We start from the raw sequence: 13,951 nt of genomic DNA, 5'->3' as shown, positions 1-13,951 counted from the left end.
ATTCACCCTCACCCGTAAGCTTTCGCTTAGCGAGTGGTTACCTCGGTAGCAGCGAAGAAGTAAGCGATTTCGCGAGCAGCAGCAGCTTCGGAGTCCGAACCGTGTACGGCGTTGGCGTCGATCGACTCGGCGAAGTCAGCACGGATGGTGCCGGCAGCAGCTTCTTTAGGGTTGGTAGCGCCCATCAGCTCACGGTTCTTGGCGATGGCGTTCTCGCCTTCCAGCACCTGAACAACAACCGGACCGGAAGTCATGAAAGCAACCAGGTCACCGAAGAAGCCGCGCTCGCTGTGCTCGGCGTAGAAGCCTTCGGCTTCGGCTTTGGACAGTTGCTTGATTTTCGAGGCAACGATTTTCAGGCCGGCGTCTTCGAAGCGGGTGGTGATCTTGCCGATGACGTTTTTGGCAACGGCGTCAGGCTTGATGATCGAGAAAGTACGTTGAACAGCCATGGAAAACTCCAGAATTTGAGTGTTACGAAAAATTAAACCCGCGAATTATACGCGGGTTCCAGGGGATTGCCTAACCTGCAGTGTCACGCTTAGTCGGCTTCGTCTATCCAGGCCGCCTGGATGGCCTCGAGCACTTTCTCACCGCCGCGTGACGGATCGTCGCTGAACTCTGGCAAAGCCAGCACCCAACGGTGCAGATCGACGAAATTCACATATCTAGGATCGGTGTCCGGCCGGCTTTCTGCAAGCTGGATGGCGATCTCAAGTACATCAACCCATTTCAGACTCATGCGCGATCCTCAGTGCGGCGCTTCAGCAGCGTGGTTGAGCGAATACTTGGGGATCTCGATGGTCAGGTCCTGATCAGCCACGACCACCTGGCAGCCCAGGCGCGATTGCGCCTCCAGGCCCCAGGCCTTGTCCAGCATGTCTTCTTCCAGCTCGTCGGCTTCTTCCAACGAATCAAAACCCTTGCGCACTACGCAGTGGCAGGTGGTGCAGGCCTTGACGCCGCCGCAGGCGCTTTCCATCTCGATGTGATGGTCGTGGGCCAGTTCCAGGATGTTGGTCCCGGTCGGCACCTCCACGGTCAGCCCCTCGGGGCAGAACTTCTCATGCGGCAGGAATGTCACCAGCGGCATCGATTACTCCTCGATCTCATTCAGGTTGCGCCCGGCCAGTGCGGCTTTGACCGTCGAATCAAGGCGACGGGCGGCAAATGCATCGGTCACCTGCGACAGACGCTTGGTCTGTTGCTCGATGGCTGCGCCATCGGTGCCGGCCAGCAAATCACGTAGTTCTTGCATCTGGAATTCGATTGCGTCGCGCTCGTCGCTGCTCAGCAGGCGCTCGCCGTCGGCGTCCAGGGCGCCCTGTACCGCTTCGAGCAGGCGCTCGCCGTCCACCTGGTGCTCGCGCAACTGGCGGGCATGCTTGTCGGAACCTGCGTGTTCGAACGAGTCCTTGAGCATGCGGGCGATTTCGCCGTCGGTCAGGCCATAGGACGGCTTGACCTGGATGCTGGCTTCCACGCCCGAGCCCAGTTCGCGGGCCGCGACGCTGAGCAGGCCGTCGGCATCGACCTGGAAGGTGACGCGGATTTTCGCCGCGCCGGCAACCATCGCCGGAATGCCGCGCAGCTCGAAGCGCGCCAGCGAGCGGCAGTCGCTGATCAGCTCGCGCTCGCCCTGCAGCACGTGGATCATCATGGCCGACTGGCCATCTTTGTACGTGGTGAACTCCTGGGCACGCGCCACCGGAATGGTAGTGTTGCGCGGAATCACCTTCTCCATCAGGCCGCCCATGGTCTCAAGACCCAGCGACAGCGGGATGACATCGAGCAGCAGCAGTTCGCCACCTTCACGGCGGTTGCCGGCCAGGGTGTCGGCCTGGATGGCAGCACCGATAGCCACCACCTGGTCGGGGTCGATCGAGGTCAACGGGGTACGGCCGAACAATCCGCCCACCGCTTCACGCACACGCGGCACGCGGGTCGAACCACCGACCATGACCACCGCGCTGACTTCTTCCAGCTCGACGCCACTGTCGCGCACGGCGCGGCGGCAGGCCTTGAGGCTGCGGGCGACCAGGGGTTCGATCATGGCCTCGAAGGCGGCGCGGCTGAGCTCGCCCTGCCAGGCGCCATGGCTGACGCTGACCACGTCGGCGTCGGTGAGGGCTTCCTTGGCAGCGCAGGCGGTTTGCAGCAGCGCCCGCTGGGTGGCCGGGTCCAGGTCGGACGACAACCCCGCCTGGTCGATGATCCAGCTGGCCAGCGCATGGTCGAAATCGTCACCGCCCAGAGCGGTATCACCACCGGTGGCCAGCACTTCGAACACGCCAGCAGTCAGGCGCAGGATGGAAATATCGAAGGTACCACCGCCCAGGTCATAGATGGCCACCACGCCTTCGGCATTCTGGTCCAGGCCATAGGCCACGGCAGCTGCAGTCGGTTCGTTGAGCAGGCGCAGCACGTTGAGACCGGCCAGGCGTGCAGCGTCCTTGGTGGCTTGGCGCTGAGCATCGTCGAAATAGGCCGGCACGGTGATCACCGCGCCCACCAGCTCGCCACCCAGGGTGGCTTCGGCGCGCTCGCGCAGTACCTTGAGGATGTCGGCGGACACTTCCACCGGGCTTTTCGGGCCCTGGACCGTTTCGATGAACGGCATGTGCGACTCACCGCCAATGAAGCGGTACGGCAGCTGCTCGCCCAGTTGCTTGACGTCGGCCAGGCCGCGCCCCATCAGGCGCTTGACCGAAAGCACGGTGTTCAGCGGGTCAATGGACGCGGCATCGCGCGCAGCCTGCCCCACCTCGTTGCGCCCTTCGAGGTAGCGCACCGCGGACGGCAGAATGACGTTGCCCTGCGCGTCAGGCAGGGGCTCGCTACGGCCGCTGCGCAGTGCGGCGACCAGAGAGTTGGTGGTACCCAGGTCGATACCCACCGCCAGGCGGCGCTGGTGCGGCTGAGGGGTTTGACCGGGTTCGGCAATCTGCAGTAGGGCCATGCTTATCTGATACCTTAGGTGCCATCACGGGCAGCACCGGGTTAATCGTCGAGGCGCTCTTCCAGCTGGCGCACTTCTTGGGCGAGCTTGTCGAGGAATTGCATGCGGCGCATCAGGCGCTCGGCCTTGTCGCGCTCGCCTGGGGCATCCCAGCAGGCGGCAAAGTCCTCATTCAGCGTGTCCTGGGCAACCCGCAGGCGCTTCTTGAACACACCGACACCGTCAAGGTCGGCTTCGTCCTGCAACTCTTCGAGCTCTTCACGCCACTGCATCTGCTGCATCAGGAAGTCCGGGTCGTGGACCGTGACCTCCTGGGGCACTTCGTGGCCGCTGATGGCCAGCAGGTAGCGGGCACGGCGCGGCGCACTGCGCAGCGTCTGGTAGGCGTCGTTGAGGGCGGCGGACTTTTCCAGCGCTACGCGCTGCTCACGCTCGGAGGCGTCGGCAAAGCGGTCGGGATGGACTTCGCGGGCCAGCTCGCGATAGCGAGTGGCCAGCTTGTCGAGATCCAGGCGGAAGCTTGGCTGGAGGTCAAACAATGCGTAATGACAAGGAGTACCCACAGCCAGCCTCAAACGTTGAAGCTTTCGCCGCAGCCACATTCACCGCGCACGTTGGGGTTGTTGAACTTGAAACCTTCGTTCAACCCTTCCTTGACGAAGTCCAGCTCGGTACCGTCGAGGTATACCAGGCTCTTGGGATCGATGATCACCTTGACGCCGTGGTTTTCGAACACTGTGTCTTCGTCCGCCAGCTCGTCGACGAACTCCAGCACGTAGGCCAGGCCCGAGCAACCGGTGGTGCGCACGCCCAGGCGAATGCCTTCACCCTTGCCGCGCCCATCGAGGGAGCGGCGAATGTGGTTGGCGGCGGCTTCTGTCATGCTGATAGCCATCAGAACTCCTTACCTTGCAACAGGCGACTTAGATCAAGCCTTTCTTCTGCTTGTAATCGCGCACGGCTGCCTTGATGGCATCCTCGGCGAGTACCGAGCAGTGGATCTTGACCGGCGGCAACGCCAGTTCTTCGGCCAGCTGGGTGTTCTTGATGGTTTCGGCTTCGTCCAGGGTCTTGCCCTTCATCCACTCGGTGGCAAGGGAGCTGGAAGCGATGGCCGAACCGCAGCCGTAGGTCTTGAACTTGGCGTCTTCGATGACGCCCTGCTCGTTGACCTTGATTTGCAGACGCATCACGTCACCGCACGCTGGAGCACCGACCATGCCGGTACCGACATCCGGGTCCTCGGCATTCATCTTGCCGACGTTGCGTGGGTTTTCGTAGTGGTCGATGACCTTTTCACTGTATGCCATGGTGCAATTCCTTCCTCATCAGGGAGCCGCTCTTGCCGGCGACTGCTTAGTGGGCGGCCCACTCGATCTTGGAGATGTCGACGCCGTCTTTGTACATGTCCCACAGCGGGGACAGTTCGCGCAGTTTGTTGACTGCCTTGCAGACTTCCTGCGCGGCGTGGTCGACTTCTTCTTCAGTGGTGAAGCGGCCGAAGGAGAAGCGGATCGAGCTGTGCGCCAGTTCGTCGTTGCGGCCCAGAGCGCGCAGTACATACGACGGCTCGAGCGAAGCGGAGGTGCAGGCCGAACCGGACGATACGGCGATGTCTTTCAAGGACATCAGCAGCGACTCGCCTTCGACGTAGTTGAAGCTCAGGTTCAGGTTGTGCGGTACACGGGCGGTCTGGCTGCCGTTGACGTACAGTTCTTCAAGGTCCGAGACCTGCTTGAAGAAGCGGTCGCTCAGGGCCTTGATGCGCACGTTTTCAGCGGCCATTTCCTGCTTGGCAATGGCGAAGGCTTCGCCCATGCCGACGATCTGGTGGGTCGGCAGGGTGCCCGAACGCATGCCGCGCTCATGGCCACCGCCGTGAATGATGGCTTCCAGACGTACACGCGGCTTGCGGCTGACGTACAGCGCGCCGATGCCTTTGGGGCCGTAGACCTTGTGCGCCGAGAACGACATCAGGTCGACTTTCAGCTTTTGCACGTCGATGTCGACCTTGCCGGCCGACTGCGCGGCGTCGACATGGAACAGCACGCCACGCGAGCGGGTCAGCTCACCGATGGCGGCGATGTCGTTGATCGAACCGACTTCGTTGTTCACGTGCATCAGCGAGACCAGAATGGTGTCGTCACGCAGTACCGCTTCTACCATGGCCGGGGTGACGATGCCGTCTTCGCCTGGCTCGAGGTAGGTGACTTCGAAACCTTCACGCTCCAGCTGGCGAGCAGTATCCAGGACCGCCTTGTGCTCGATCTTGGAGGTGATGATGTGCTTGCCTTTGGTCTGATAGAAGTGCGCGACACCCTTGAGTGCGAGGTTGTCGGACTCGGTGGCACCGCTGGTCCAGACGATTTCGCGCGGATCGGCGTTGATCAGCTCGGCAACCTGGCGACGACCGTTCTCGACCGCCTCTTCGGCCTTCCAGCCGAAGACATGGGAGCGCGAAGCCGGGTTACCGAAGTTCCCGTCGACCAGCAGGCAGTCGGCCATTTTCTGGGCCACGCGTGGGTCGACCGGAGTGGTCGCGGAGTAATCAAGGTAGATCGGCAACTTCATTTGTCTCTCCTATCAGGCGGTGGCGTCGCTCGTCGTCCCAGGGGGATCAATCGACGGCGGACGTCTCAATCTTGTCCAGCTGGGCGGTTCGGCCTGCGACACGCCGCAGGTCCTGGCGCTGGGCGACTTCCTGCACCTCACGGCGCTTGACGAGGTCGGCCAGGCTGATGCCACTGAGGAATTCATGGATCTGCTGACTGAGGTCGCACCACAGGTGGTGGGTCAGGCAGGTATCACCGGCATGGCAGTCCCCAAGCCCCTGGCAGCGGGTAGCATCGACCGATTCATTGACCGCATCGATGACCTGGGCCACCTGGATGGTTTCCATGCCCCGCGACAGCTGATAGCCACCGCCTGGACCGCGCACACTGGAAACCAGGCTGCTGCGGCGCAGCTTGGCGAACAGCTGCTCCAGATAAGAGAGGGAAATGCCCTGGCGCTCGGAAATGTCGGCCAAAGACACCGGCCCATGCTGCGCGTGCAACGCCAGGTCGAGCATGGCAGTCACGGCGTATCGGCCTTTGGTAGTCAGTCGCATGGCTATTGGGTACCACGGGAGTTTCGGGATGTGTCGGAGTATGCGATTCCCGAGCATTTAAGTCAACTATTAGACCTACTGCTTTAGTCGGGTTTGCATCCGGGAGGCGGGCGCGATTGTAGCAGACGAGGGGCGTGCGCACACGCCCCGTATGTCACCATGATGTCAGCGCGGCGCAATCAATGCGACTGAGTGTCGCGCTGGGCGGCCTGGGCAACCTCGGTGAAGTCGTCTTCCGGCAGTGCCGGCAGCTCCTTGGCACAGTAGTCACTGCCCATCTTGGTCAGCGCCCCGCACATACCCTCCAGCCGCTCGTCGACTGCCTGCAGGTGGTCGAGCATCTGGCCGATGGCACGGGCCACAGGGTCAGGCATGTCGCCACTGACACCGTAGGCATCGAAGCCGATCTTCTCGGCCATGGCCTTGCGCTTGGCCTCCACCTCGCTGTCTTCGCTCTTGACGATGATCCTCCCCGGGATGCCCACCGCCGTAGCCCCGGCCGGCACCGCCTTGGTCACCACCGCGTTGGAGCCGATCTTGGCGCCGGCGCCGACGGTGAACGGGCCCAGCACCTTGGCCCCCGCCCCTACCACCACGCCGTTTTCCAGGGTGGGGTGGCGCTTGCCTTTGTTCCAGCTGGTGCCGCCCAGGGTCACACCCTGATAGAGGGTGACGTCATCGCCGATCTCGGCGGTTTCGCCGATGACGATGCCCATGCCATGGTCAATGAAGAAACGCCGACCGATGGTGGCACCGGGATGGATCTCTATACCGGTCAGCCAGCGGCCGAAGTTCGACACCAGCCGCGCCAGCCACTTGAAATCACGCTTCCACAGGGCATTGCCCAGGCGGTGCAGCCAGATGGCATGCATGCCCGGGTAGCAGGTAAGCACCTCGAAAGCATTGCGCGCAGCCGGGTCACGATGGAATACGCTTTGAATATCTTCACGCAGGCGTTCGAACATCTGATCAGTCCTTCCGTTTATGCGGCTCGCCCCGGACCACCTTCTGGGTCTCGGTAAGGATGCCGCGCAAAATGCTCATTTCCGTACGCTCGACCGCCACCCGCCCGTACAGCCGGCGCAGGCGCGGCATCAGGTGCTTGGGCTTGTCGGGGTCGAGGAAGCCGATGCCCACCAGGGTTTTTTCCAGGTGGTCGTAGAACAGCTCCATTTCGTCCATGGTCGCCAGCTCGCTGGCGTCAGCCTTCTCGACCTTGCCCGGCGCTTCTACGGTGGCCAGCGAGGCCATGCGCACTTCGTAGGAGAGCACCTGGACAGCGGCAGCCAGGTTCAGCGAGCTGAAGTCGGGGTTCGAGGGAATGTGCACGTGGAAGTGACATCGCTGCAGTTCTTCGTTGGTCAGGCCGGCGTGTTCGCGCCCGAACACCAGGGCGATTTCCTCGCCACCATTGGCATGCTCCACCGCCTTGGCGCCGCACTCGCGCGGGCCGATCAACGGCCAGGGAATGCTGCGCTCGCGGGCGCTGGTGCCCATTACCAGGTTGCAGCCGACCAGGGCCTGCTCGAGGCTGTCGACCACCTGGGCGTTATCCAGCACATCGTCGGCGCCCGAGGCCCGGGCACTGGCATCCGCAGCGGGGAATTCTTTCGGCTGCACCAGCACCAGGCGCGACAAGCCCATGTTTTTCATGGCACGCGCAGCGCCGCCGATGTTGCCGGGGTGGCTGGTATTGACCAGAACAACACGAATATTTTGCAGCAAGGTGTTGTGCTCACAAGGGCAGTAATCAGGACGTTCGATCTTACAGAACCGACAGACGTAACGCCATGAAAGCAAATGTGACACTTCTGCCGCCAAAGTTTTCTGCTAGAATGATCGGCTTTCTTCTTTAACATCTCCAGGTGACCCGCCCATGCAGCCTATGCTGAATATCGCCCTGCGCGCCGCTCGCAGCGCCAGTGAACTGATTTTCCGCTCCATCGAACGCCTGGATACCATCAAGGTGGACGAGAAAGAGGCTAAGGACTACGTCTCCGAGGTTGATCGCGCCGCCGAGCAGAAAATCGTCGACGCGCTGCGCAAGGCCTACCCGAACCACTCCATCCAGGGTGAAGAGACGGGCATGCACGCGGGCACCGGCGAAGAAGGCAAGGACTACCTGTGGATCATCGATCCGCTGGACGGCACCACCAATTTCCTGCGCGGTATCCCGCACTTTGCCGTGAGCATCGCCTGCAAATACCGCGGTCGCCTTGAGCACGCCGTTGTTCTCGACCCGGTTCGCCAGGAAGAATTCACCGCCAGCCGTGGCCGTGGCGCCCAGCTCAACGGCCGCCGCCTGCGCGTCAGCTCGCGCACCAGCCTGGAAGGCGCCCTGCTGGGTACCGGTTTCCCGTTCCGTGACAGCCAGATGGCCGATATCGACAACTACCTGGGCATGTTCCGCGCCCTGACTGGCCAGACCGCCGGCATCCGCCGCGCCGGCGCCGCCAGCCTGGACCTGGCCTACGTGGCCGCCGGCCGTTTCGATGCGTTCTGGGAGTCGGGCCTGTCCGAGTGGGACATGGCAGCTGGCGTGCTGCTGATTCAGGAAGCGGGCGGTCTGGTGAGCGACTTCAACGGTGGCCATGACTTCCTTGAGAAGGGCCACATCGTTGCCGGCAACATCAAGTGCTTCAAGGCCGTGCTGACTGCCATCCAGCCGCACCTGCCAGAAAGCATGAAGCGCTAAGCGCGGATAGCCGACAAAAAAAGCACCCTTTCGAGGTGCTTTTTTTGTGCCTGATGGTTTGCATTCCCTGTTCCAACCCCATCGCCGGCAAGCCAGCTCCCACAAGGTTATCCACAGGCCTGCGAGCAGATGCCTTCCTGTGGGAGCTGGCTTGCCGGCGATGAGGCCGGTACAGGCAACGACATTACTGCCCAGCTTCGCTGAGGATCAGCTTGCCATTCTTGTCGACAGGGATGGTCGAGCCTGGCTCATGATCCATCTTCACCTGGCCCACCTTGTCACCGATGGTGTACTTCACGTTGTAACCCACCACCTTGTCGCTGATGTCATTGACCGTATTGCAGCGGGTTTGCGTGGTGGTATAGGTGTCACGCTGCTGCATGCCCTCCTGCACCTTGTTGCCGGCATAACCACCACCGACCGCACCGGCCACGGTAGCGATCTTCTTGCCGGTACCACCGCCAATCTGGTTGCCCAGCAGGCCACCGGCAAGGGCTCCCACCACAGTACCGGCGATCTGGTGCTGGTCCTTGACCGGCGCCTGGCGCGTCACGGCTACGTCCTTGCACACTTCACGCGGTGTCTTGATCTGTTGCTTGATCGGTTGCACGTCGGTGACCTGGGCGTATTCAGGCCCCTTGTTCACCAAGCTGTAGGTCGCGACAGCACCTCCGGCAGTGACACCGACAGCACCCAGCACAGCACCTACCAGCATTGATTTATTCACATGAACCTCCTGATCGTACCCGCGGGGGCTAGCCCGCCTTCTCCCTGCCTTGGAGCAAAAAAAAAGGCGCGAGTTCAACACTCGCGCCTTTTTGATCGCCAAGCGGCGTAAGAAACCCCCTTATGGGCGGTCGTCCACACCCTCAGCCTTTACCGGCGGGATCAGGTCTTCGCTGTTCAGGTTCAGCCAGATCAGTACCACGTTGGCGATGTAGATCGACGAGTAAGTACCGGCCAGGACGCCGATGAACAGGGCCAGCGAGAAGCCAAACAGGTTGTCACCACCGAAGAACAGCAGCGCCGCAATGGCCAGCAAGGTCGAAACCGAGGTGGCAACGGTACGCAGCAGCGTCTGGGTAGTGGAAATGTTGATGTTCTCGATCAACGAGGCCTTGCGCATGACGCGGAAGTTCTCACGCACCCGGTCGAATACCACGATGGTGTCGTTAAGCGAGTAGCCGATGATCGCCAGCACCGCCGCCAACACCGTCAGGTCGAAGGTGATCTGGAAGAACGACAGGATACCCAGGGTGACCACCACGTCGTGGATCAGCGAGATGATCGCACCCACGGCGAACTTCCACTGGAAGCGGAACGCCAGGTAGATCAGGATGCCGCCCAGCGCCAGGAGCATACCCATGCCACCCTGGTCGCGCAGCTCTTCACCCACCTGCGGGCCGACGAATTCGACACGCTTGAGCGTGGCCGGGTTGTCGCCGCCAGCCTTCTCCAGTGCTGCCGCCACCTTGCTGCCCAGCTGCGGGTCATCACCCGGCATGCGCACCAACAGGTCGGTGGTCGCGCCGAAGCTCTGCACCACCGCCTCGTGGAAGCCGGACTCGACCAGCTCGGCACGTACGGCGTTGAGGTCGGCAGGACGCTCGTACGTCAGCTCGATCAGCGTACCGCCGGTGAAGTCCAGACCAAAGTTCAGGCCTTTCTGCCACCAGCTGAAGAGCGCCAGGACAGTGAGGAGCACAGTAACGGCAAACGCGACATTGCGCACGCCCATGAAATTGATGGTTTTCATCGCAGCTCCCTCAAACCCACAGCTTCTTGATGTCACGCCCGCCACAAGTCAGGTTGACCAATGCACGGGTCATCATGATGGCAGTGAACATCGAGGTGAAAATCCCGAGGGACATGGTGACCGCAAAGCCTTTGACCGGGCCGGTACCCATGGCAAACAGGATGCCGCCGACCAGCAAGGTGGTCAGGTTGGCGTCGACGATTGCCGAGTAGGCGCGATTGAAGCCTTCGTGGATGGCGCGCTGCACCGACATGCCGGCAGCAATCTCTTCGCGAATACGCGAGAAGATCAGCACGTTGGCGTCCACCGCCATACCCATGGTCAATACGATACCGGCGATACCCGGCAGGGTCAGGGTGGCGCCCAGCAGCGACATCAACGCCAGCAGCAGCACCATGTTGCCCGCCAGGGCGATGGTGGCCAGCACACCGAAGGCGCGGTAGATGGCGATGATGAACAGCGAGACGAACAGCATGCCCCACAGCGACGCATCAATACCCTTGGTGATGTTGTCGGCACCCAGGCTTGGGCCAATGGTGCGCTCTTCAGCGAAGTACATCGGTGCGGCCAGGCCGCCGGCACGCAGCAGCAGGGCCAATTCGGACGATTCGCCCTGGCCGTTCAGGCCGGTGATGCGGAACTGGCTGCCGAGCGGCGACTGGATGGTCGCCAGGCTGATGATCTTTTTCTCTTCCTGGAAGCTTTGTACGGCAACGTCCTTCTCGACGCCGCCCACGGTCTGCTTGACGTAACGGGTGACCGGCTTCTGCTCGATGAAGATCACCGCCATGCTGCGGCCGACGTTGCTGCGGGTTGCGCGGCTCATCAGCTCGCCACCGTGGCCATCCAGGCGGATGTTCACCTGCGGGCGGCCGTGCTCGTCGAAGCTGGCCTGGGCATCGGTAACCTGGTCACCGGTGATGATCAGGCCGCGCTCGACAGGGGCCGAACGACCGCCTTCACGGAACTCGAAGACTTCGGTAGTGGCCTTGGACGCGCCCGGCTCGGCACCGAAACGGAACTCCAGGTTGGCGGTTTTACCGAGGATACGCTTGGCTTCGGCAGTGTCCTGCACGCCTGGCAGCTCGACCACGATGCGGTTGGCGCCCTGGCGCTGTACCAGCGGCTCGGCCACGCCCAGCTCGTTCACGCGGTTGCGCACGGTGGTGAGGTTCTGCTTGATCGAGTACTCGCGGATCTCGGCGACTTTCGCCTGGGTCAGCGCCAGACGCAGCACGGCAAGCTCGTTGCGGTCGCTGGTGGTCAGCTCGAAATCATTGAAATTCTTGCGGATCAGGGCACGTGCCTGTTCGCGGGTAGCATCGTCAGAGAAGCCCAGCATGATGCCGCCATCCTGCTGAGGCAGGCTGCGGTAGCGGACGCGCTCTTTGCGCAGCAAGGTCTTGACCTCGCCTTCATAGACTTTCATGCGGGCGCTCATGGCCTTGTCCATGTCCACTTCCAGCAGGAAGTGCACACCACCGGACAGGTCCAGGCCCAGCTTCATCGGGCTCGCACCCAGGTTGCGCAGCCATTGCGGGGTAGTCTGGGCCAGGTTAAGGGCCACGACGTAATCATCGCCCAGTGCCTTGCGCACTACATCCTTGGCTGGCAGCTGGTCTTCCTGATTGGTCAGGCGGATCAGCCCGCTGCCCTTCTCGCCCAAGCTCGCGCCTTTTACGGCGATCTTGGCATCGACCAGCGCCTTGCTGACGCGATCGAGGTCGGCCTGGTTCACCTGCAGCGCCGAGCTGGCACCGCTGATCTGCACCGCCGGGTCGTCCGGGTAGAGGTTGGGAGCGGAATAAATGAAACCGACCACCAGTACCAGCACGATCAGTGCATATTTCCACAGAGGGTATTTGTTCAGCATCACGCCGCCCGTTCAAGACGCGGGGCGCGTTGCGCGCCCCGACTGGAAAAATAAACCGGTAACTCAGATAGCCTTGAGCGTACCTTTTGGCAGGGTGGCCGCGATGGCACCCTTCTGGAACTTCAGTTCGACAGTGTCGGACACTTCCAGTACCACGAAGTCATCGGAAACCTTGACGATCTTGCCGGCGATGCCGCCGTTGGTGACAACTTCGTCACCTTTCTGCAAGTTGCTCATCAGGTTTTTCTGCTCTTTGGCACGCTTGGCCTGTGGGCGCCAGATCATCAGGTAGAAGATGACCAGGAAACCGACCAGGAAGATCCACTCGAAACCGGTACCGGCTGGGCCGGCGGCAGGTGCAGCAGCGTCCGCGTATGCGGCGGGGATGAAGAAGCTCATTGGGCACTCCTAATGTAATTTTCTAATAATGGATGCGGGCAGTCAGTCCAAGGGCGGCACAGGCAGCCCGCGCTTGGCGTAGAAGGCGTCGACAAAGGCGGCCAATTTACCCTGTTGAATAGCCTCGCGTAAACCGGCCATCAAGCGCTGGTAATGGCGCAAGTTGTGGATGGTATTCAGCATGCTGCTCAGCATTTCTCCGCACTTGTCCAGGTGATGGAGATAGGCGCGGGAGAAGTTGCTGCAGGTGTAGCAGTCACAGGTCGGGTCCAGCGGCGATTCATCATGGCGATGGAACGCGTTGCGGATCTTGATCACCCCTGTATCGACGAACAGATGGCCGTTGCGCGCGTTGCGCGTAGGCATCACGCAGTCGAACATGTCGACGCCGCGGCGCACACCCTCAACGAGATCTTCCGGTTTGCCTACCCCCATAAGGTAACGAGGTTTGTCAGCAGGCATCTGGCCCGGCAGGTAATCCAGCACCTTGATCATTTCGTGCTTGGGTTCGCCCACCGACAGGCCGCCGATGGCCAGGCCGTCGAAGCCAATGTTTTCCAGGCCTTCCAGCGAGCGCATGCGCAGGTCCTGGTACATGCCGCCCTGGACGATGCCGAACAGCGCCGCGGTGTTGTCGGCGTGGGCGTTCTTCGAGCGCTGGGCCCAGCGCAGCGATAGCTCCATGGAGGTACGCGCCACGTCGTGCTCAGCCGGGTACGGAGTGCATTCGTCGAAGATCATCACCACGTCCGAGCCCAGGTCGCGCTGCACCTGCATCGACTCTTCCGGGCCCATGAACACTTTCGAGCCATCGACCGGCGAGGCGAAGGTCACGCCCTCTTCCTTGATCTTGCGCATAGCGCCCAGGCTGAACACCTGGAAACCGCCGGAATCGGTGAGGATCGGGCCTTTCCACTGCATGAAGTCGTGCAGGCCGTTGTGCTTCTTGATCACCTCTGTGCCCGGGCGCAGCCACAGGTGGAAGGTGTTGCCCAGGATCATCTCGGCGCCGATGGCCTCGATGTCGCGCGGCAGCATGCCCTTGACCGTGCCATAGGTACCCACCGGCATGAACGCCGGGGTTTCCACGGTGCCGCGTGGGAAGGTGATGCGACCACGACGGGCCTTGCCGTCGGTGGCCAGCAGTTCGAAGGACATTC

The 13,951-nt window shown here is 61.9% G+C and carries 17 protein-coding genes; 1 reads left to right on the top strand and 16 read right to left on the bottom strand.

Features of this window, described 5'->3' with window-relative positions; genetic code table 11:
• Window positions 1–26: 26 nt before the first annotated feature.
• The 11 genes from ndk to trmJ form a co-directional block, all read right to left on the bottom strand.
• Complete coding sequence (gene ndk, locus AC5O5R_RS04260) at window positions 27–452, bottom strand: nucleoside-diphosphate kinase (protein WP_172224153.1); 426 nt, start codon at window positions 450–452, stop codon at window positions 27–29.
• A gap of 89 nt (window positions 453–541) precedes the next feature.
• A complete protein-coding gene (iscX, locus tag AC5O5R_RS04255; RefSeq protein ID WP_172224156.1) occupies window positions 542–742 on the bottom strand; it encodes a Fe-S cluster assembly protein IscX in 201 nt (66 codons plus the stop codon).
• 9 nt (window positions 743–751) lie between these two features.
• On the bottom strand, window positions 752–1,093 hold the full coding sequence (gene fdx, locus AC5O5R_RS04250; RefSeq protein ID WP_172224159.1) for an ISC system 2Fe-2S type ferredoxin: 342 nt from the start codon (window positions 1,091–1,093) through the stop codon (window positions 752–754).
• Window positions 1,094–1,096: 3 nt separating this feature from the next.
• Window positions 1,097–2,959 (bottom strand): Fe-S protein assembly chaperone HscA, encoded by a 1,863-nt coding sequence (gene hscA / locus AC5O5R_RS04245; protein WP_172286980.1) that lies wholly within the window; start codon window positions 2,957–2,959, stop codon window positions 1,097–1,099.
• 41 nt (window positions 2,960–3,000) lie between these two features.
• Complete coding sequence (hscB, locus tag AC5O5R_RS04240) at window positions 3,001–3,522, bottom strand: co-chaperone HscB (protein WP_172224168.1); 522 nt, start codon at window positions 3,520–3,522, stop codon at window positions 3,001–3,003.
• 8 nt (window positions 3,523–3,530) lie between these two features.
• The gene (gene iscA / locus AC5O5R_RS04235) at window positions 3,531–3,854 is read right to left on the bottom strand and encodes an iron-sulfur cluster assembly protein IscA (protein ID WP_060511418.1); all 324 of its coding nucleotides are present in this window, start codon (window positions 3,852–3,854) and stop codon (window positions 3,531–3,533) included.
• Between the two features lie 28 nt (window positions 3,855–3,882).
• Entirely contained in the window at window positions 3,883–4,269 is a 387-nt protein-coding gene (gene iscU / locus AC5O5R_RS04230; protein ID WP_003248539.1) for a Fe-S cluster assembly scaffold IscU, read from the bottom strand.
• Window positions 4,270–4,315: 46 nt separating this feature from the next.
• The gene (locus AC5O5R_RS04225) at window positions 4,316–5,530 is read right to left on the bottom strand and encodes an IscS subfamily cysteine desulfurase (RefSeq protein ID WP_172224172.1); all 1,215 of its coding nucleotides are present in this window, start codon (window positions 5,528–5,530) and stop codon (window positions 4,316–4,318) included.
• A gap of 46 nt (window positions 5,531–5,576) precedes the next feature.
• Window positions 5,577–6,068: a Fe-S cluster assembly transcriptional regulator IscR gene (iscR, locus tag AC5O5R_RS04220; RefSeq protein WP_043196984.1), complete on the bottom strand. Its 492-nt coding sequence runs from the start codon at window positions 6,066–6,068 to the stop codon at window positions 5,577–5,579.
• A gap of 179 nt (window positions 6,069–6,247) precedes the next feature.
• Complete coding sequence (gene cysE / locus AC5O5R_RS04215) at window positions 6,248–7,033, bottom strand: serine O-acetyltransferase (protein ID WP_172224177.1); 786 nt, start codon at window positions 7,031–7,033, stop codon at window positions 6,248–6,250.
• 4 nt (window positions 7,034–7,037) lie between these two features.
• Window positions 7,038–7,793, bottom strand: coding sequence for a tRNA (cytosine(32)/uridine(32)-2'-O)-methyltransferase TrmJ (gene trmJ / locus AC5O5R_RS04210; RefSeq protein ID WP_172224181.1), 756 nt, complete (start codon window positions 7,791–7,793; stop codon window positions 7,038–7,040).
• 151 nt (window positions 7,794–7,944) lie between these two features.
• Between trmJ and suhB the strand changes: the two genes are divergently transcribed.
• On the top strand, window positions 7,945–8,763 hold the full coding sequence (gene suhB, locus AC5O5R_RS04205) for a type III secretion system regulator SuhB (protein WP_494514996.1): 819 nt from the start codon (window positions 7,945–7,947) through the stop codon (window positions 8,761–8,763).
• A gap of 184 nt (window positions 8,764–8,947) precedes the next feature.
• On the opposite strand, the gene AC5O5R_RS04200 is transcribed toward suhB, so the two are convergent.
• The 5 genes from AC5O5R_RS04200 to tgt all read right to left on the bottom strand — a co-directional run bounded on the left by AC5O5R_RS04200 (window position 8,948) and on the right by tgt (window position 13,949).
• Window positions 8,948–9,490: a glycine zipper 2TM domain-containing protein gene (locus AC5O5R_RS04200; RefSeq protein WP_172224187.1), complete on the bottom strand. Its 543-nt coding sequence runs from the start codon at window positions 9,488–9,490 to the stop codon at window positions 8,948–8,950.
• Between the two features lie 120 nt (window positions 9,491–9,610).
• The gene (secF, locus tag AC5O5R_RS04195; RefSeq protein ID WP_172224190.1) at window positions 9,611–10,519 is read right to left on the bottom strand and encodes a protein translocase subunit SecF; all 909 of its coding nucleotides are present in this window, start codon (window positions 10,517–10,519) and stop codon (window positions 9,611–9,613) included.
• A gap of 10 nt (window positions 10,520–10,529) precedes the next feature.
• Complete coding sequence (gene secD, locus AC5O5R_RS04190) at window positions 10,530–12,392, bottom strand: protein translocase subunit SecD (protein ID WP_172224194.1); 1,863 nt, start codon at window positions 12,390–12,392, stop codon at window positions 10,530–10,532.
• Between the two features lie 63 nt (window positions 12,393–12,455).
• Entirely contained in the window at window positions 12,456–12,791 is a 336-nt protein-coding gene (gene yajC / locus AC5O5R_RS04185; protein WP_172224197.1) for a preprotein translocase subunit YajC, read from the bottom strand.
• Window positions 12,792–12,833: 42 nt separating this feature from the next.
• Window positions 12,834–13,949 carry a tRNA guanosine(34) transglycosylase Tgt gene (gene tgt / locus AC5O5R_RS04180; RefSeq protein ID WP_172287079.1) on the bottom strand — a complete coding sequence of 372 codons (1,116 nt, stop codon included), beginning with the start codon at window positions 13,947–13,949 and terminating at the stop codon, window positions 12,834–12,836.
• Between the last annotated feature and the right edge of the window lie 2 nt (window positions 13,950–13,951).

It is taken from the genome of Pseudomonas sp. 8_5_2, from assembly GCF_059295255.1.
The sequence above is the reverse complement of the archived record's forward strand: the minus strand, read 5'-3'. Positions and strand labels throughout refer to the sequence as shown.